The sequence below is a fragment of the Actinomycetospora sp. ABD4_176 genome (assembly GCF_056311855.1).
The window spans coordinates 3761660-3778951 of the sequence record NZ_CM149974.1; the positions used below are offsets into that span (position 1 = coordinate 3761660).

14 protein-coding genes are annotated in these 17292 nt (G+C 75.3%); 8 read left to right on the forward strand and 6 right to left on the reverse strand.

The genetic code is table 11. The annotated features are described in order from the left end of the window. Window positions 1-67: 67 nt before the first annotated feature. The 6 genes from ACYX4T_RS18320 (at window position 68) to ACYX4T_RS18345 (ending at window position 10037) form a co-directional block, all read left to right on the forward strand. Window positions 68-3226: an arabinosyltransferase domain-containing protein gene (locus ACYX4T_RS18320; protein ID WP_476010717.1), complete on the forward strand. Its 3159-nt coding sequence runs from the start codon at window positions 68-70 to the stop codon at window positions 3224-3226. Next, window positions 3210-6242, forward strand: a complete 3033-nt coding sequence (locus tag ACYX4T_RS18325; RefSeq protein ID WP_476010718.1) for an arabinosyltransferase domain-containing protein — start codon at window positions 3210-3212, stop codon at window positions 6240-6242. Before ACYX4T_RS18320 ends, ACYX4T_RS18325 begins: the two co-directional genes overlap by 17 nt. A gap of 11 nt (window positions 6243-6253) precedes the next feature. Beyond that, window positions 6254-7624 (forward strand): FAD-binding protein, encoded by a 1371-nt coding sequence (locus ACYX4T_RS18330; RefSeq protein WP_476010719.1) that lies wholly within the window; start codon window positions 6254-6256, stop codon window positions 7622-7624. A gap of 8 nt (window positions 7625-7632) precedes the next feature. Beyond that, window positions 7633-8388, forward strand: coding sequence for a decaprenylphospho-beta-D-erythro-pentofuranosid-2-ulose 2-reductase (locus tag ACYX4T_RS18335; protein WP_476010720.1), 756 nt, complete (start codon window positions 7633-7635; stop codon window positions 8386-8388). An 84-nt stretch (window positions 8389-8472) separates the two neighbouring features. Then, window positions 8473-8829: a YciI family protein gene (locus ACYX4T_RS18340; protein ID WP_476010721.1), complete on the forward strand. Its 357-nt coding sequence runs from the start codon at window positions 8473-8475 to the stop codon at window positions 8827-8829. Further along, window positions 8829-10037 carry an RNA polymerase sigma factor gene (locus tag ACYX4T_RS18345; protein ID WP_476010722.1) on the forward strand — a complete coding sequence of 403 codons (1209 nt, stop codon included), beginning with the start codon at window positions 8829-8831 and terminating at the stop codon, window positions 10035-10037. The genes ACYX4T_RS18340 and ACYX4T_RS18345 overlap by 1 nt, the downstream gene beginning before the upstream one ends. Window positions 10038-10056: 19 nt before the next feature. Here ACYX4T_RS18345 and ACYX4T_RS18350 read toward each other — a convergent pair whose 3' ends face one another. Then, window positions 10057-11631, reverse strand: a complete 1575-nt coding sequence (locus ACYX4T_RS18350) for an acyltransferase family protein (RefSeq protein ID WP_476010723.1) — start codon at window positions 11629-11631, stop codon at window positions 10057-10059. 346 nt (window positions 11632-11977) lie between these two features. Here ACYX4T_RS18350 and ACYX4T_RS18355 point away from each other — a divergent pair, with 346 nt between their 5' ends. Then, complete coding sequence (locus ACYX4T_RS18355) at window positions 11978-12532, forward strand: GNAT family N-acetyltransferase (RefSeq protein ID WP_476010724.1); 555 nt, start codon at window positions 11978-11980, stop codon at window positions 12530-12532. Between the two features lie 26 nt (window positions 12533-12558). Here ACYX4T_RS18355 and mscL read toward each other — a convergent pair whose 3' ends face one another. The 3 genes from mscL to ACYX4T_RS18370 form a co-directional block, all read right to left on the reverse strand. Next, a complete protein-coding gene (mscL, locus tag ACYX4T_RS18360; protein ID WP_476010725.1) occupies window positions 12559-12990 on the reverse strand; it encodes a large conductance mechanosensitive channel protein MscL in 432 nt (143 codons plus the stop codon). 352 nt (window positions 12991-13342) lie between these two features. Then, complete coding sequence (locus tag ACYX4T_RS18365; protein ID WP_476010726.1) at window positions 13343-13663, reverse strand: hypothetical protein; 321 nt, start codon at window positions 13661-13663, stop codon at window positions 13343-13345. Window positions 13664-13778: 115 nt separating this feature from the next. Continuing rightward, entirely contained in the window at window positions 13779-14087 is a 309-nt protein-coding gene (locus tag ACYX4T_RS18370; RefSeq protein WP_476010727.1) for a hypothetical protein, read from the reverse strand. A 346-nt stretch (window positions 14088-14433) separates the two neighbouring features. Here ACYX4T_RS18370 and ACYX4T_RS18375 point away from each other — a divergent pair, with 346 nt between their 5' ends. Next, window positions 14434-15855 carry an MFS transporter gene (locus tag ACYX4T_RS18375; RefSeq protein WP_476010728.1) on the forward strand — a complete coding sequence of 474 codons (1422 nt, stop codon included), beginning with the start codon at window positions 14434-14436 and terminating at the stop codon, window positions 15853-15855. A 4-nt stretch (window positions 15856-15859) separates the two neighbouring features. Here the strand turns inward: ACYX4T_RS18375 and ACYX4T_RS18380 are convergent, their stop codons facing one another. Continuing rightward, entirely contained in the window at window positions 15860-16570 is a 711-nt protein-coding gene (locus tag ACYX4T_RS18380) for a hypothetical protein (protein ID WP_476010729.1), read from the reverse strand. Between the two features lie 46 nt (window positions 16571-16616). Then, window positions 16617-17228 carry a DinB family protein gene (locus ACYX4T_RS18385; protein ID WP_476010730.1) on the reverse strand — a complete coding sequence of 204 codons (612 nt, stop codon included), beginning with the start codon at window positions 17226-17228 and terminating at the stop codon, window positions 16617-16619. Between the last annotated feature and the right edge of the window lie 64 nt (window positions 17229-17292).

Sequence of the window (17292 nt, forward strand, 5' to 3'; positions counted from 1 at the left end):
GGGTACGAGCCCGCGCACCCCGACCTCGTCGGGGTGTCGCGCGGGCGCGTCGATATCGTCGACACCCATGGCCGTGGTGGCAGCGCAGGAGGGCCGGGCCGACCCGGCTCCCGGTGCGGACCCCCGCGACGAGTCGGTCGGGCCGCCGTGGCGTGGCGGCAGCCGGGCCGCCGGGTGGTGGCTCGCCGCCCTCGCCGCGGTCACCGTGCTGCTCGGGATCGCGATCCCGCTGGCCCCGGTCCTCGCCGACGACCCCGTCGTCACCTGGCCGAAGGCGGGCGCGCCGGCGACGTCGACGAGCCTGCCGCTGACCCCGTACCGCCCGCTCGCGCTCACCGCCGACGTGCCGTGCGCGGCCCTGCGCCCCGGGGGCGACGCCCTGCGCACCCAGCCGCCGTCGGCGGGCACGCCCGGTCGCGGCCTCACGCTGACCACGAGCGGCGGCCGGGTCCTCGTCACCAGCTCGGGCGACACCCTGGTCGACGAGCTGCTGCCCCTCGGCGACTGCACCTACCGCGTCGTCGCCGACCAGCAGGGCACGCGGGTGGAGCGCGACGGCCAGGTGCTCGTGGACCGGCCGGGGGCGCTGGTCCCGCAGGTCGCCGAGCTCGCCACCGACGCGCCGGGCACGCCGGGGCTCGGAGCGACCGTGCACACCGACGACCGCTACTCGTCGGTGCCGAGCGGGCTGAAGACCACGCTGCTGGTGCTCCACGCGCTCGCGCTGGCCGCGACGATCTGGATGGCGATGCGGCGCTGGCGGGGCCGCGGGCCGGGACTGGAGTGGCCGCGGTTCCACCCCGCCGACGCCGTCGTCCTGGTCGTCTCCGCGGCCTGGGTGGTGCTCGGGCCGCTGCAGAACGACGACTCGTGGTACCTGCTGATGGCCCGCAACGCCGGACCCACCGGCTACATCGGCAACCAGATCTACATGTTCAACACGACGGAGAACCCGTTCGTGCTGTCGCAGTACCTCATGGCCGTGTGGGGGCACCTGGGCGAGGCGATCGGCCTGCCCGGCTGGGGTCTGCTGTGGATGCGCCTGCTCCCGCTGCTGCTGGGGCTCGTGACGTGGGTGCTGCTGCGGGTACTGCTCGCGACGATCCTCGGGCGCAGCGGGCGCCTGCCCGGGGTGGCGTGGGCCCTGCTCCTCGGCCACCTCGCCTGGTGGCTGCCGTACGGGATGGCGCTGCGGCCCGAGGTGGTCATCGTCCCGCTGGCGGCCGGGGTCCTCGTGCTGGCGGAGATCGCGCGGCGCCGGGAGGCCGTGGGTCCGCTCGTGCCGGCGACCGCACTCGCCGCGCTGGCGGTCAGCGTCTCCCCGTCCGGGCTCGTCGCCGCCGCGCCCGTCGTCGTCGCCCTGCCGTGGCTGTGGCGCTGGCTCGGGGCGCGCGGCTGGCGCTCGCGGCTCGGCGCGGCCGGGGCGGTGATCGCGGCCGGCACCGTCGCCATCCCCGTCGGCTTCGGCGACGCGACCCTGGGCGACGTCATCGAGGCCACCGAGGTCCACAGCTGGTACTACCTGACCTTCCCCTGGTACGAGGAGTGGGCGCACTACCGGACGCTCATCGAGACCGGGACGTGGGGACGCCGCCTGCCGGTGCTGCTCACGGTGGTGGTGCTGGTCGTCGTGTCGATCGGCAGCGGGCGGCGCGGCCCGGTCGGCGGCCGGTTGCGCGACGCGACGCTCGGCATGGCCGTCACCACCGCCGTCGCGCTCGGGCTGCTCGCGCTGGGCCCGACGAAGTGGGTCAACCACTTCGGCGCGATCGCGGCCCCGGCGACCGTGCTGCTCGCGCTGACCCTGCTGCACTCGCCCCTGCCGCGTCGCTCCGGCGCGCTGGTGACCGGCGCGTCGGTGGCCCTGATCAGCGGCGCGGCCGTGCTCGGCTTCGCCGGGCCCAACACCTGGAAGCCCTACAGCGACCGCGGGATGCCGTTCGGGGACCACCTCGACACCGAGATCTCCATGCTCGACCTCGAGAGCTTCGCGCCGCACTGGGGCGACTTCTACCTGCGCGACGTGTGGTGGTGGCTGATCCTCGCCGGGCTCGCCGCCCTGTGGGTGGCGTGGCGCCGGCGCGCGGGGCGCCGCACGTTCGGCGTGACCCCCGAGCGCGCGGTCCTCGTGACGGCGACGACGACGCTCGTCCTGCTGATGATCGGCGTGATGGTCGCGGCGCCGCTCAACCAGGGCAGCGGGTGGACGGTCGCGGGGAGCCAGGTCCAGGCCCTGGCCGGGCGTGGCTGCGGTCTCGGGGAGGCGGCGACGGTCATGGCCCGCACCCGGCAGGACCTCGGGGCGCCGACCACACCCGACGCCGCGACCGGCGACTTCGCCCTGGCCGCCGACGACCCGGCCCCCGTGCCGCCGCCGGGACCGGGCGCGGTGTGGCACGACGAGGTCGAGCTCCCGCCGGGCGCCGACCCGACGACCTCGCCCCGGGGCATCACCGGCCTCGGGTCGCTGACCACCGGCTGGTACCCCCTGCCGGCCATCGACCCGGCCGACCCCGGGGCGCCGACCCACCTCACCGTGCCCGTCGCCGGCAACGAGCCGGACCGCCAGCGGATCGTGGTGCAGTTCGGCGCGGGCGACGCGGCCGCGCCGGTCGAGGCCGAGTCGGTCGCCGTGACGCCCGCGGGCGGCTTCACCGCGCGCCAGTGGCAGGAGATCCCGGTGCAGCTGCCGGGCAGCCGGCCGACCGCGGTACGCCTGGTCGTCGAGGACCGCGTCGCGGGACCGGACAGCTCGCTCGCCGTGGCCGCGCCGCACCTCGCGCGGATGCAGCCGGTCATGGCCCTCGCGTCCGCCGAGGACCGCCCGCCCGAGCAGCTCGCCGGCGGGGCCTTCGCCGACCAGCTCTCGGCGGTGCTGTGGCCGTGCGTCGACCAGGTGGCGGTCAAGCAGGGGATCGCGCCCACCCCGACGCTGCGGCTCAACGCGGCCGAGAACACCCCGGAGTTCATCCTGACCAACCCGACCTACGAGTCGTGGGGCGGCACGATGGTGCAGTCGGAGCGGACCTGGGCCACCGTCCGGCCGTTCTCGGCCCTGCCCGACGGCGGCGTGCCCGCGCTGGCGTGGGGGACGGTCGACCGGATCGTCTACGACCACCCCACCGACGGCTACGACCTGCGTGTCGACCAGGTGACCCGCGGCGGGCTGGACCGGTTCGCGACGCTGGCGTCGGAGGCGTACTCCGGGCGTGAGTACCTCGGCTGAGCCGGACCGACCGCCGCGCCCCACCCTGCTGCTGGCCTCCGCGGTCCTGACGCTGCTGTGCGCGATCGCCTTCCCGCTCGCGCCGGTGGTCGCGCCCGTCGTCACCTTCACCTGGCCGCAGGGGCCGGGCGCCGCCGCCGACCCCGTGGCACTGCCGCTCATGCCCTACGAGCCGGTGGCCCTGGACGCGTCGGTGAGCTGCGCGTCGCTGGCCGCCACGCCGCCCGGGCAGGCGACGCTCGCGACGACCCCGCCGGGTACGCCGCCCGCCCCGGTCGGGGGGCTCACGGTGCGCCCGGTGCCCCGCGGCGCACTGGTGACGAGCGACGGTGCGACGCTCGCGCTGGTGCCCCTGGCCGGCGGGCCGTGCACGCTCGCCGTCGCGTCGACCCCCGAGCGCACGACGGTGGCCCTCGACGGGCGGGTCGTCGCGGTCCGGGAGGGCGACGTGCGGCCGGTGGTCGCCGCGATCATCACCGGCGCGCCGGGCGCCGAGGGCCTGTCGCTGCGCCTGCAGACCGACACGCGGTTCCAGACGACGCCGAGCGTGGTGAAGACGCTGCTCGGGGTCGGGGTGCTGCTGGGGCTCGCGGGGATGGTCGTCGCGGTGTGGCGGCGGGACGGGCGGGCGTTCCGGCGGCCGCGGGGCGGGCGGCCCCGGCCGGTCGACGCGCTGGTGACCCTGGCGCTGGTCGGCTGGGCGGCGGTCGGGCCCGCGACCGTCGACGACGGCTACATCGCCGGGATCCTGCGCTCGCGCGGCGAGAGCGGCTTCACCGGCAACGTCTACCGCTGGCTCAACGCCCCCGAGGCGCCGTTCAGCTGGTTCTACGAGGTCACCCGCGCGTGGGCGTCGCTGGCGCCCGGGCCGGCGGCGTCGGTGCTGTGGCTGCGCGTGCCCGCGACCGTGCTGGGCGTCCTGCTCTGGGTGCTCCTGCGCCGCCACGCCCTGCCCCGCCTCGGGCCGGCGCTGCGTGGCCGCGGGGCGACCTGGGTGGCGGCGGCGGCCTTCCTCGCCTGGTGGGCACCGTTCGGCCTCTCGCTGCGTCCCGAGCCGTGGCTGGCGCTGGGCGTGCTCGCGGTGTGGGTGTGCGCGGAGCGGGCGATCGCGACCCGCGCGCTGCTGCCGCTGCTCGGGGGCGCGGTGCTCGCCGGGTTCACGGTCGCGCTGACGCCCGGCGCGCTGCTCGGGCTGGCGCCGCTGCTGGTGGCGCTGCCGGCGCTGGCGCGGGCGCGTCCCCGGGACGGCTGGACCCGGGTGCTGGTCGTCGTCGCGGGGCTCGCGGTGGCGGTGCTGCCGATGGCCGCCGACCAGTCGCTGGCGGGCATCCTCGAGGCCACGCGGGTGCGGCAGCTCATCGGCGGCGGGCAGCCGTGGTGGCAGGAGCTCGCGCGCTACACGGAGCTGGTGACGCCGGGGTCGGTCCAGGGCGGCATCGGGGCGCGGCTGGCGGTGCTGCTGACGCTGCTGGCGGTGCCCGCCGTGGCGTGGGCGCTGGTGCGGGCCGGCCGTCGCGGGGTGGCCCCGGCGCCCGCGCGGCGGCTGCTCGCCGTGGTGGCGCTCGCGCCGGTGCTGCTCATCGTCAGCCCGACGAAGTGGACACTGCACTTCGGCGAGCTCGCGGGCGTCGGGACGGCCGTGCTGACGCTGTTCGTGCTCCTGTGGTCGCCGCGGGTCGTGGCGGCGTCCCGGCGGCTGCGGGGGCCGGCGCTCGTCGCCGTGCTCGGCGGGTTCGGGCTGGTCACGACGCTCGTGCTGATCGGCTACAACCAGTGGGCCTACGCCTCGGCGTGGGGCGTGTTCTGGAACGACATCCCGCCGCAGGTCTTGCGGGTACCGCTCGGGGACGTGGCGCTGCCGGTGACGATCGTCGGGACGCTGGTGCTCGCGGTGCTGGTGGCCGTGCGCGGGGAGGCGCCGCGACGGCTCGCGCGGGTGCTGGCGCCGGGCGCGCTCGCGCTGGTGCTCGTGGTCGCCGTGGTGGCGCTGCAGGGCGGGTCGTTCCTCAAGGTCACCGCCGACCGTCTGGGGACCTTCAGCTACGGCTCCGACTCCCTCGCGGCGCTGCGCGGGGACCCGTGCGGGCTGGCCTCGGACCTGGCGGTGGAGCCCGACCCGCGGGCGGGGCTGCTGCCGGTCGAGGATGCGGAGATCCTGGCGTCTGACGCCAGCGATGCCGCATCGCTGGTACCGCGGTTCGTGCCCGGCGCGCCGCCGGCAGTGCCGTTGACGGTGGGCGGGGTCGAGCTGCCGGGGTGGGCCGCGCCGGCCGGGGTGGACCGCGGGCCCGCGCAGCTGGTCTCCGACTGGTACGCGCTGCCGGCGGAGGCGCGCGAGCAGCGGGCGCCGGTGGTGGTGGCCGCGAGCGGGTCGCTCGCCCGGGGCGACGTCACCCTCGAGTTCGCGACGTCCCCGGCCGACGCGCCGATCGCTCGGTCACCGGCGGGGCCGCGCGCCGGCACCGCGCCCCGAGACCTGCGCGCGCTCGCCCCCGAGGGCGCCACGCTCGTCCGGGTCCGCGCCACGAGCGCCGCCCGCGACGCCGACGACGCCCGCACGGCCACCCCGGCGGGCCAGTCGCCCGACCTCCCGCTCGCCGTCAGCGAGCCCCGGGTCCCGCGGACCGTCCCGTTCGACGGCCTCGTCCCGCCCGGCAGCACCGCGCTCGTCGACTGGCCCGTCGCGTTCGTCCTCCCCTGCCTCCGCCCGCCCCCGCTGACGAGCGGCACCGCCGGCATCCCGCCCTGGCGCGTCACCCCGCCCGGGCTCTCCGACGCCGGCGAGATCGCGGTGTCGCCGACCACCGGCGGCCCGTTCCTCACCCCGCGCCTGCTCGTCGACGAGCTGCGCCTGCCCGTCTATCTCGACGGCGACCCGACCCGCGACGCCGTCGGCCTGGCACGGTGGGTGCCGCGCCTGCCGCTGGGGACGCTGACTCCGCAGGTCGGCGAGGAGACGGTGGCCGGCTGGACGCGGGCGGGACGCGCAGGCGTCCCCGTCCTGGACACCCCCTAGACTCGCCCGGGATGCCGCGCTCCCAGAAGACGCTCGCCGGGTGGGCCCGTACCGCCCCGAGTCGGGCCACCGTGCTCACCGGCGACGACGTCGCCTCGACCGAGGTGCTGAGCGAGGCGGTCGCGACCGCCGGCGAGCGCGGCGTCATCGCCCGCGGCCTCGGGCGCTCCTACGGCGACACGGCGCAGAACGCGGGCGGGCTGGTCGTCGACATGACCGCGCGCGACCGCGTCCACGCGATCGACGCGTCGACGGGCCTCGTCGACCTCGACGCCGGCGTGTCGCTCGACCGCCTCATGCGCGTCGCCCTGCCGTTCGGTCTGTGGGTGCCGGTGCTGCCGGGGACGCGCCAGGTCACCATCGGCGGCGCGATCGCCAACGACATCCACGGCAAGAACCACCACTCGAACGGCAGCTTCGGCGATCACGTCGTCTCGATGGACCTGCTGCTCGCCTCGGGCGAGGTCCGCCGACTCGAGCCCGACGGCCCGGAGTCGGAGCTGTTCTGGGCGACGGTCGGCGGCATCGGCCTGACCGGCATCATCCTGCGCGCGACGATCCGGATGACGCCCACCGAGACGGCCTACTTCGTCGCCGACACCGAGCGCACCGCGGACCTCGACGAGACCATCGAGCGGTTCTCCGACGGCTCCGACGAGGCCTACGACTACTCGTCGGCCTGGTTCGACTCGATCTCGACGGGCGCGAAGCTGGGCCGGGCCGCGCTCGGGCGGGGCTCGCTCGCCCGGCTCGACGAGCTGCCCGCGAAGCTCCGCACCGACCCGCTGAAGTTCGACGCCCCGACGCTCGCGAACCTGCCCGACGTCTTCCCCAACGGCCTGGCCAACAAGCTGACGTTCTCGGCGATCGGCGAGCTGTACTACCGCAAGACCAAGAACAAGCGCGGTCAGATCCAGAACCTGACCGCCTTCTACCACCCTCTCGACCTGTTCGGGGACTGGAACCGGGCCTACGGCTCGAAGGGCTTCCTGCAGTACCAGTTCATCGTCCCGCTCGACGCCGAGGCCGAGTTCCGGGCGATCATCCGCGATATCGCGGAGTCCGGGCACGTGTCGTTCCTGAACGTCTTCAAGAAGTTCGGCGAGGGCAACCGCGCCCCGCTGTCGTTCCCGATGCCGGGCTGGAACATCTGCGTCGACTTCCCGATCGTCGACGGTCTCGGGGTCTTCTGCCGCTCGCTCGACGAGCGCGTGCTGGCCATGGGCGGGCGCCTCTACACCGCCAAGGACTCGCGCACCGACCCCGCGACGTTCGCCGCCATGTACCCGCGGCTCGACGAGTGGCGCAAGGTCCGCGACGCCGCCGACCCCGACGGGGTGTTCGCGTCGGACATGTCGCGCCGCCTCCGCCTCACCCCCTGAGGAGAACCATGATCGACGCCGTCGGCCACCCGACGTCGCTGCTGCTGCTCGGCGGGACGTCCGAGATCGGTCTCGCGACCGCCGAGCGCTACCTCGCGGGCGGCCCCGTGCGGGTCGTGCTGGCCGGGCGCCAGTCCCCGCGCCTCGCCGACGCCGCCGCCCGGCTCACCCGCGCGGGCGCGACCGTCGAGACAGTCGAGTTCGACGCCCGCGACGCCGCCGTTCACACCGAGGCCGTCCGCAAGGCGTTCGCCGGCGGGGACATCGACGTCGCGCTCGTGGCGTTCGGCGTGCTCGGCGACCAGGAGAAGGCCTGGCAGGACATCGACGCCGCCGTCGAGCTCGCCGAGGTCAACTACGTCGCGGCCGTCTCGGTCGGCGTCGCGCTGGCCACGGAGTTCCGCCGCCAGGGCCACGGGCACCTCGTCGCGCTGTCGTCGGTCGCCGCCGAGCGGGCCCGGCGCTCCAACTTCGTCTACGGCTCGACGAAGGCGGGGCTCGACGCGTTCTACACCGGGCTCACCGAGGCCCTGCGCGGTGACGGCATCGGCGTCACCGTCGTCCGCCCCGGCTTCGTGCACACGAAGATGACCGAGGGGATGTCCCCCGCGCCGCTCTCGACGACGCCCGAGGCCGTCGCCGACGTCATCGTCTCGTCGGTGTCGAGCGGCCGCGAGCAGGCCTGGGCGCCCGCGCCGCTGCGCTACGTCATGTCGGCGCTGCGCCACGTCCCGCGCCCGATCTTCCGTCGCCTGCCGCTCTGAGATTCCCCGCGTCGGGTGTCCGATCCGAACGACCCCGTTCGTCATGGTGGTGACGACACCCCGACGACTGGGAGGAGCGCGGCCGTGGCCCGCTACGTGTTCCTGCTGTACGACAGCGAGGACTGGTACGACACCGTCGACGAGCAGGACGTCGCCGACGAGTTCGCGCTCCACGGGGAGTTCGTCTCCGCGGTGCGCGCCGCCGGCGCCGAGGTGGTCGGCGGCGAGGCGCTCGAGCGCTCCTCGGCCGCGACGACCGTGCGCGACGGCGGCGACGAGCCCCTGGTGACCGACGGCCCCTTCGCCGACACCAAGGAGGCCCTCGGCGGCTTCTACGTCATCGAGGCGCCCGACCTCGACGTCGCGCTGCGCCTCGCGCGGGCGTGCCCGTCCGGCAACGTCGAGGTGCGGCCGGTGATGGAGATGCCCGAGGGCGGCTGATGACCGCGGTCGACGAGGTCTTCCGCCGCGCCTGGCCCGTGGTGGTCGCCGCCACGGCCCGGCTGACCAGGGACCTCGACCTCGCCGAGGACTGCACGCAGGAGGCGGTCGAGCGGGCGCTGCGGACGTGGCCGGCCACCCCACCGGAGAACGGCATCGGGTGGCTGACCACGACCGCCCGCCGGATCGCGCTCGACCGCCTGCGCCGCGACGCGGTCCTGCGGCGGCGGCTCCCGCTGCTGGTGGAGCCGCCGGGCGACGACGGCGATCCGGCGGCTCGTCCGGCTGCCGATCCGCTGCGCCTGGTCTTCACGTGCGCGCACCCGGCGCTGGCCCGCGCGTCGCAGGTGGCGCTGACGCTGCGCCTGGTGTGCGGGGTGGACGTCGCGGCGATCGCCGCGGTCCTCCTCACCGGCGAGGCCGCCGTCGCCCGCCGGATCACGCGCGCGAAGCAGAAGATCGCGACGGCGCGCATCCCGTTCCGGGTGCCGCCCGACGAGGAGCTGCCCGCTCGGCTGGACGCCGTGCTCACCGTCGTCCACCTCGCCTACACCGCCGGGCACGTGGCCCACCGGGGACCGCTCTGCGACGCGGGGCTCACGGCCCGGGCGCGCGACCTCGCCCGCCTGCTCGTGCGGCTCCTGCCCGACGAGCCGGAACCGCAGGCGCTGCTCGCGCTCGTCCTGCTCACCGAGGCCCGCGGGCCGACGCGGACCGACCCCGACGGCGACCTGGTGCTCCTCGCCGACCAGGACCGGTCGCGGTGGGACCGCGCGCTCGTCCGGGAGGGCCTGGCCCGGGCGACGACCGCCGTGCGGCACCCGCGGCGTGGGCGCTTCGCGTGGCAGGCGGCCGTCGCCGGGCTGCACGCGGTGGCCCCGAGCTGGGCGGAGACCGACTGGCCGCAGGTCGTCACCACCTACGACGCCCTGCTCGCGAGCTGGCCGTCGCCCGTCGTCGCGCTCAACCGTGCGGCGGCGCGCAGCCAGGTGGCCGGCGCGGACCTGGTCGCGGTCCTGGCCGAGATCGACGCGCTCGCCCGGGACCTGCCCGGCTACCCGTACCTCCCGGCCGCGCGGGCGGACGTCCTCGCCCGGCTCGGCCGCGCCGACGAGGCGGCGGCGGCCTACGGGGCGGCGCTGGCGCTGACGACGAACCCCGTCGAGCGGCGGTACCTGGCGCGCCGGCAGGCCGAGCTCGGCCGCTGACCGGCGGCGCCCGCGTGGCTCAGGCCGCGGCGGCTGCCGGTCGGGCGGCGTGGCTGCCCCCACGCCGCCCGACCGCCCGGCGACCGGAGGGCGGGGTGGCCTCCGCTCGCCGGGTCACCACGACGTCGCGGCGCGCGCTACCCCGGCGCCGCGACGGGTCCTTGTCCCGCATCCAGGCCTGCGCGGGCTCCTCGACGAAGCGGTACGCCAGGTGCGCGAGCGCGATCGAGGCGACGACGAGCTGCGGCACGAGGAGCGCGGCCGCCGCCGTGTCCGGTGCGAGGGCCGGGATGCGGGTCATGGCGACGAGCGCCATCTCGATGAGCAGGAAGTGCACGAGGTAGAGCGCGAAGGAGATGCGCCCGCCGTGGCGCAGGGGGCGCGTCCCGAGGACGCGGGCCACCGGCCCGTCGGTCAGCGCCAGCGCCCCGATCACCACCGGCATCAGGGGCGCGGCGAGGAACACCCGGGCGTCGGCGCTCAGCGTGGCGGTCGCCGGGGCGGTGGCGGCCCAGTAGACGACGACGCCGACCTCGGCGAGCGCGAGCAGCAGCAGGTGGTGGGCCCGGCGCGAGACGGCGCGGGTCCGCGGCACCCGGCGCACCACCAGCCACGTCAGCACCCCGGCGGTGAAGCCGGCGGCCAGGCGCACGGCCCAGAAGCCGCCCCACGAGCCCTCGACGGCGTTGAGCACCGCGACCCCGGCGGTCGGGCTGGCCGCCAGCACCGCGAGGACCGCCAGCACCGGACGGGGGCGGCCCCGCAGGAACCAGGCCCCGCCGGCGAGCAGCGGGAACGCGAGGTAGGCGGCCCACTCGGCGCTGATCGACCACGCCGGCAGGACGAACGAGACGCCGTCGATGCCGCCCGTGTCCCACATCTGCGTCATCGTGAGCTGCCGGAGCCAGCTCACGGGGTCCAGGCCGGGCTGGGCGCCCTGCCACGTGATCACGCCGTCGCTCCCCAGGACGGCGCGCGCGGCGCACCACAGCCCGGCCAGGACCACGACGACCGCGTAGAGCGGCCAGACGCGGGCCACGCGGGCCCACACGAAGCCCAGCGCCTGCCGCGGACCGGGGGCTCCCCGCCACCGGTCGAGGTAGGAGCGGGCCAGCAGGAAACCGGACAGGACGAAGAACAGGTCGACGCCCAGGGGCCCCGCCGCGATGAGCGGGGCGATCGGCTCGAACCACCCGGCGTAGCCGCTCACGGGCAGGAAGCTCAGGTGGTGCAGCAGCACCCACACCGCCGCCACGGCCCGCAGGCCGGTGAGCGCGGAGATCTCCACGGTCGCCGGGCGCGGGGCGGGGCGGGCCGGGGTCGAGGGGGCGACCGCCGTAGGGGCGGGCTCCGGAGCGGGCTCCGGGGCCTGCTCGGCCGGGACCTGCCGCGGCGTCGGGGCGGACAGCGGGCTCGCCACCGGGGCCGGGACCGCGTACGCCAGGGGGCCGACGACCGCGGCGTCGCGGGCGTCCGTGCGGGGCGTGAGGACGGTGAAGCGCGGGGCCGGGATGCGGGTGTCCGACGTGGCGGCCTCGCCGCGGTCGTCGTGCTCGCCCCACCCGCCGTGGCCCTGCCCCACCACCGTCCGCACCGCGCCTCCCCGACGTCCGAGACCGGGATGGCCGGTGCCAACCCTCGATCCGGTCAACGGCGCCGAGTGGCCGTTCCCTGATACTCCGATCGGTGGATTGGGGTGGCGGGCACTTCGATGCGGGGGTGGCCACGCCCCGTGCGGTCGCTCTGCGTCACGACTGCCCGATCGGAGCAGTCACCGGCGAGTGGCGGTGACACCGGGTCGAGGGTCGGCGCGGCGGGGGCCGCGGGCACCCGTCCTCTCCGGCGGGCTCGGGTCGTGCTGCCGCCAGGACCTGCCCGATCGGACAGTCTGGCGGTACCAGGTGTTTCTCCGTTGCCAGTGTTGTGCAACAGTGCCGGCCATGACCCTCGCGATCGCGCCGCCCGTCGTCCGTGCCGCGCGTCGCGAGGACCTGCCGGCCGTCGCGGTGCACATGCGCGGGATGCTCGAGCGCGAGCTCGGGGGCTACGACCCGCGGCTGCACGCCGACATCGACGACCTCGCCGGCACCTACCTCGGTCCGGCGGGGACGCGGCTGTTCGTGGCCACCGTCGAGGGACCCGACGGCCCGGTGCTCGCCGGCACCGCCTCGGTGCGCGCGGGCGGGCCGAAGCCGCGCTTCGTGCCGGCCTGGCTCACCGAGCGCTACGACGGGCGGCGCGTCGGCCAGGTGTGCCGGGTGTGGGTCGACCCGGCGCAGCGGCGCCTCGGCGTCGGGCGCCGGCTCGCGGCCGAGGCCGGGCGCTGGGCGTTCGGCGCGGGGTACGAGACGGTCTGCCTGCACACCAACGCGTCGGTGCCCGGCGCGCTGGCGTTCTGGACGGACTTCCCCGGCGCGGTGCTCGTGCACGACGCGCGCCCCGACCCCTGGTCGACCGTGCACTTCGAGCTCGACCCCGCGGGCCTGCCCGGCTGAGGTCGTCGCCGCGAGCGTGCTGCTCGCTAGCGGTCCTGCTGGGGGATGCGGCCGGTGGGGCCGGTCGGGCCGCCGGAGCCGGAGGACTGCTCGCGCAGGAGGTCGCGGATCTCGGTGAGGAGCTCGACGTCGGTGGGCTCGGCCGGGCCCTCCTCCTCGCCACGCCGTCGGCGCTCCTCGACGACCTTGAGCGGCGTGACGACGAGGAAGTAGATCACCGCGGCGGTGATGAGGAACGTGATGACCGCGTTGACGAAGCTCGCGTAGTCGAACACGACGCCGCGCACGACGAAGGAGCCGGCGAACTCGCCGCCGCCCGAGAAGAGCTGGATCAGCGGCTTCAGGAACGCGTTCGTGAACGCCGTGACGACCGCGGTGAACGCGGCGCCGATGACGACCGCGACCGCGAGGTCGACGACGTTCCCGCGCAGCAGGAAGTCCTTGAAGCCCTTGAGCACGTTCGTTGTCCTCCGGCTCTCCGTCTCGGTGCGGCGCCGAGGATAGGGGCACCGACGAGGATCGCCCGGGCACACACGCGGGCCCCGGCCCTCTCGGGGAGGACCGGGGCCCGTGTGCCGATGCCGACCGGCGATGGCCCGCCGGTCGGCATCGACGCGGGCGGCCCGTCCCGGTGCGAGTCCCTCCCCGACGGCGGGCCTCGCACCGGGGTCCGGCGTCCACCCGTCGCGGGTACGAGCGCCTCGCCCCGGCGACGGCAGCTCGGTGCGTACCGCCACCGGCGAGGCCGGCTCGCGCGACAGGACGGAGGGCTCGTCGATTCGGGGTCGACGAGCCCGGTCCGGCCGGGGTCTAGTTGTCGGCCTCGACAGCGTTGGCGCAGCTCTCGCTGATGCCCGCGCCCTGCTCGCTGCCCTTCTCGACCGAGCTGAGGATCGGCACGGTGCCAGCGACGTCCTGCACCGGCACCTGCACGCCGAGCACGTTCACCGGCACGTTGTTGCCGCAGGCGTTGACGGGGATGATCGTCTGGGTGTCGCTGACGTTGACCAGACCGGTCTGCTCGGTGCGCTCACCGTGGTGGCCCTCACCGGCGAAGGCCGCACCCGTGGTGCAGGCCAGGCCGGTGCCGATCAGTGCGGTCGCGGTCAGGGACCGTCGCAGTAGGTTCACAGCAGTTCTCCTCGTGTGAGAGATGGTCGACCCGACGGCTCGACGCGATCGTGGGGAGCGGACCGGTCGCGGCGAGCAGCGTCCGAACTGCCCACCCGTCACCGGACCGGAGAAATCAGTCGTTGTCGGCGGCGACCTCGTTGCCGCAGTTCTTCGAGATGCCCGCGGCCTGCTCGCTGCCGTGCTCGGCCGGGCTGAGGACCGGGATGGTGCCGGCGACGTCCTGGATCGGGACCTGCACGCCGAGCACGTTCACCGGGACGTTGTTGTTGCAGGCGTTGACGGGGACGATCGTCTGGGTGTCGTCCACGTTGCCGAGCCCGACCTGGCTGTCGCCCTCGTGAGCGAAGGCCGCGCCGGTCGTGCTGGCCAGGCCCGCGCCGATGAGCGTCGTCGCCATGATCGACTTACGGAGGAATCCCACAGTGCTGTCCTTTCGCACGGTTCTCCCCGTGCCGGGCGCAGCGGGGAGCCTTCCCAGCGGCACCGAGATGCCGCGCGACGGACAGTAGCGACTGGTTGCTCAGCGTTCGGACGGCCACGAAGCCGCACGTCAGAGCCATGATCACCCCCTCGGGTAAATCCACGATGCCCTCGAGTAGGTGATCATGGAGCGGGCTCGGCGGAAGATCTCGACGCCCCGTGGCAACCGACCGTCCGGTCACCGACGACCGAGTGGCACGCGGGGCGACGGACCGTGATCCCCCGCGGTCCACTGCTCCAAGTGGGCGAACGCTGAACGGTCCGATCGCGGCGCCGGGTGGCGCGCCGTGGCGCCCGCACCACCCGGCCGGACCGGCCACCCGCCCGTCCGGGGGCGCGCACCGGGACGCCGGGCTCGCTACCGTTCGCGCGTGTCGTCCTCGACCGCGCCGTCCACCCCGCCGACGGTCTCCGTGCGCGGTCCCCTGCTCGCCTGGGCCTCGTGGGACTGGGGGGTCGCGTCGTTCCAGGCGGTCATCACGACCTTCGTCTTCACCGTCTACCTGACCGGCACCGTGGCCGCGGACGAGGCCGGCGGCTCGTCGGCCCTCGCGACCACCATCGCCGTCGCCGGGCTGCTCGTCGCGCTCGTGGCCCCCGTCTGGGGCCAGCGCAGCGACGCCGCCGGCCGCGAGCACGGGCGCCAGCGCCGCCTCGGTGCGCTCACCGCGGTCACCGTCGTCGCGACGACCCTCATGGCTCTCGTGACCCCCGAGCCGTCCTCGCTCCTGCTCGGCCTGGTGCTGCTGGCCGTCGGCACCATCGCCTACGAGCTCGCCCAGGTCGAGTACAACGCGCTGATCTATCGCCTCGCGCCCTCCGGGCGCACCGGCTGGGTCTCCGGGTTCGGCTGGGCCGCGGGCTACGTCGGCGGGATCGTGCTGCTGCTCGCGTGCTTCGTGCTCTTCCTCGCCGACAGCCCGGTCTTCTCGTTCGCCGAGCCCGGCATGTCGGTCCGGGTGATCGCGCTGATCTGCGCGGGCTGGCTCCTGGTCTTCGCACTGCCCGTGCTGTTCACGGGCTTCCCCTACCCGCCGCCACCCGGCGACGCGGACGCCGCGCGCGTCGGCGTGCTCGGGTCGTACCGCCTGCTGTTCCGACGCCTGGCCGGGCTCTGGCGCGACGACCGCCACCTGCTCGGTTTCCTCGTCTCCAGCGCGATCTACCGCGACGGCCTCACCGCGGTGTTCACCTTCGGCGGCGTGCTGGCGTCGGGCACGTTCGGGCTCTCCCCCGGCGACGTGATCATCTTTGCGATCGTCGCCAACGTCGTGTCCGCGCTCGGCGCCCTGCTCGGCGGGTGGCTCGACGACCGGGTCGGCCCGAAGATCGTCATCATCGTCTGCCTCGCCGCGCTGGTGCTCGTGGCGGCGGGGATGCTGTTCGCGACCGGCGCCACCGCGTTCTGGATCGGCGGCACGTTCCTCGCACTGTTCGTCGGCCCGGCGCAGGCCTGCTCGCGCAGCTACCTCGCGCGCATCGTGCCGCCGGGGCGCGAGGGCGAGCTCTTCGGCCTCTACGCGACGACCGGCCGCGCGGTCAGCTTCCTCGCGCCCGCCCTGTTCGCGCTGTCCATCGCCCTGTTCGGCGCCCAGCGCTGGGGCATCCTCGGCATCGGGATCGTGCTGCTGATCGGGCTCGCGACGCTCGTCCCCATCCGCGCCGTGCCCGGCGCGGCCGCGGCCGGGCAGGCCGCGGTCCGCACCTGAGGAGTCAGGACAGCCGCGCGCCCAGCCACCGGATGATGCGCGACCCGAACTCCGCGACCAGCACCCAGAAGATCGCGGCCATCCCGAAGTTGATGACCACCGCGTAGGTCGGGTCCGCGAGCAGGAACAGGTCCCGGAACGCCAGCACCGCGCGGTCCGCGACGGTCGCGACGAACTGGGCGAAGCCGTTGGCCGGGTTCACGCCCACGAACGTCAGGACGAGGAAGACGACGAGCGCCGCGGCGAGGGCGAACCCGACGATGCGGACCACGGTCGCCAGGACGTTCGTGACCTTCCACGCGACCTCGCCGACGTTGACCGGCGTGCGCTGGGAACGCCCCCGTGGTTCGTCGTCCTCCCGCACCGGCGTCCGGGTCTGCGTCGTCGGCGCCTCCGACGGGGCGGGACCGTCCGAGGCCTGGTGCGAGGCCTCGTGCGAGGCCTCGTGCGAGGCATCGTGCGAGGCATCGCCCGAGGATCCCCCCGAGCCGTCGCCGTGACCGGCACCGCCGCCGGCGTCCCCCGACGACGACCCCGCCGACTCCGACGACGACCCCGACGACGCGGCGTCGCCGTCGGAGTTGGTCCGGTTAGTCGAGTCCGTGCCGGCCTGAGTGGCGGTGTCGCTATCCGCCTGAGTGGTCGTGTCGGTCTCGGTCCGATCGGTCGTGTCGACCTGGCCCTCGCTGCGCTGCGTGTCCGCCTGCTCCGTCACGCGGGGCATCCTGTCACCGGCGCCGTGACGGAGCGAAGCGGGACACTCACATCGAGGTGGCGCCGTCGATGTGCTCGCGCAGCATGTCGGCGTGGCCGGCGTGCTGGGTGGTCTCGGCGATGATGTGCAGGATCACCCGGCGCACCGACCACGACGTGCCCGGCTCGTGCCACGGGGCCCTGGGCAGCTCGTGGCGGACGTTGAGGTCGGGCAGGGAGGCGAGCACCTGCTCCGTGCGCGCCGCCGTCTCGTGGTACGACGCGACGACACCCGCCAGGGTCTCGCCGGGGAGGAGCCGGAACTCGTTCTCGCGCTCGACCAGCCAGTCCGGCTTCTCGTCGAGGCTCGCGATCCAGCCCTCGAAGTCGTCGAACGACATGCCCTCCGGGAGCTCGAAGCCCTCCTCCGGGCCGGCCCCGTGCTGCGCGAAGCGCATCCAGCCCTCCTCGACCTTCGTGACGTGCTTGATCAGCCCGCCGAGCGAGAGCTGCGAGACCGTCGGGCGTGACGCCGCCTGCTCGTCGGTGAGGTCGCGGGTGGGGAAGACCAGCCAGTGGCGGGCCTGGGCCAGCTCGGCGAGGAGGTCGGCACGCTCGTCGGCGTCGGTGGCGGTGGTGGCCGTCGTCATGGGGACCTCCTGCGCGGCGATGGTGGTCATCGGGAGCCTTCCTCCTCGTTCCTGACGAGAGGAAAGCTACGGCGGGAGGCGGACAGGTCCGGTC

Bases quoted from the DNA above. Each gene is read 5' to 3' on its own strand.
- ACYX4T_RS18335 (WP_476010720.1), top strand. From the start codon at position 7,633: ATGATCGACGCCGTCGGCCACCCGACGTCGCTGCTGCTGCTCGGCGGG.
- ACYX4T_RS18320 (WP_476010717.1), top strand. From the start codon at position 68: ATGGCCGTGGTGGCAGCGCAGGAGGGCCGGGCCGACCCGGCTCCCGGT.
- ACYX4T_RS18355 (WP_476010724.1), top strand. From the start codon at position 11,978: ATGACCCTCGCGATCGCGCCGCCCGTCGTCCGTGCCGCGCGTCGCGAG.
- ACYX4T_RS18345 (WP_476010722.1), top strand. From the start codon at position 8,829: ATGACCGCGGTCGACGAGGTCTTCCGCCGCGCCTGGCCCGTGGTGGTC.
- ACYX4T_RS18330 (WP_476010719.1), top strand. From the start codon at position 6,254: ATGCCGCGCTCCCAGAAGACGCTCGCCGGGTGGGCCCGTACCGCCCCG.
- ACYX4T_RS18385 (WP_476010730.1), bottom strand. From the start codon at position 17,228: ATGACCACCATCGCCGCGCAGGAGGTCCCCATGACGACGGCCACCACC.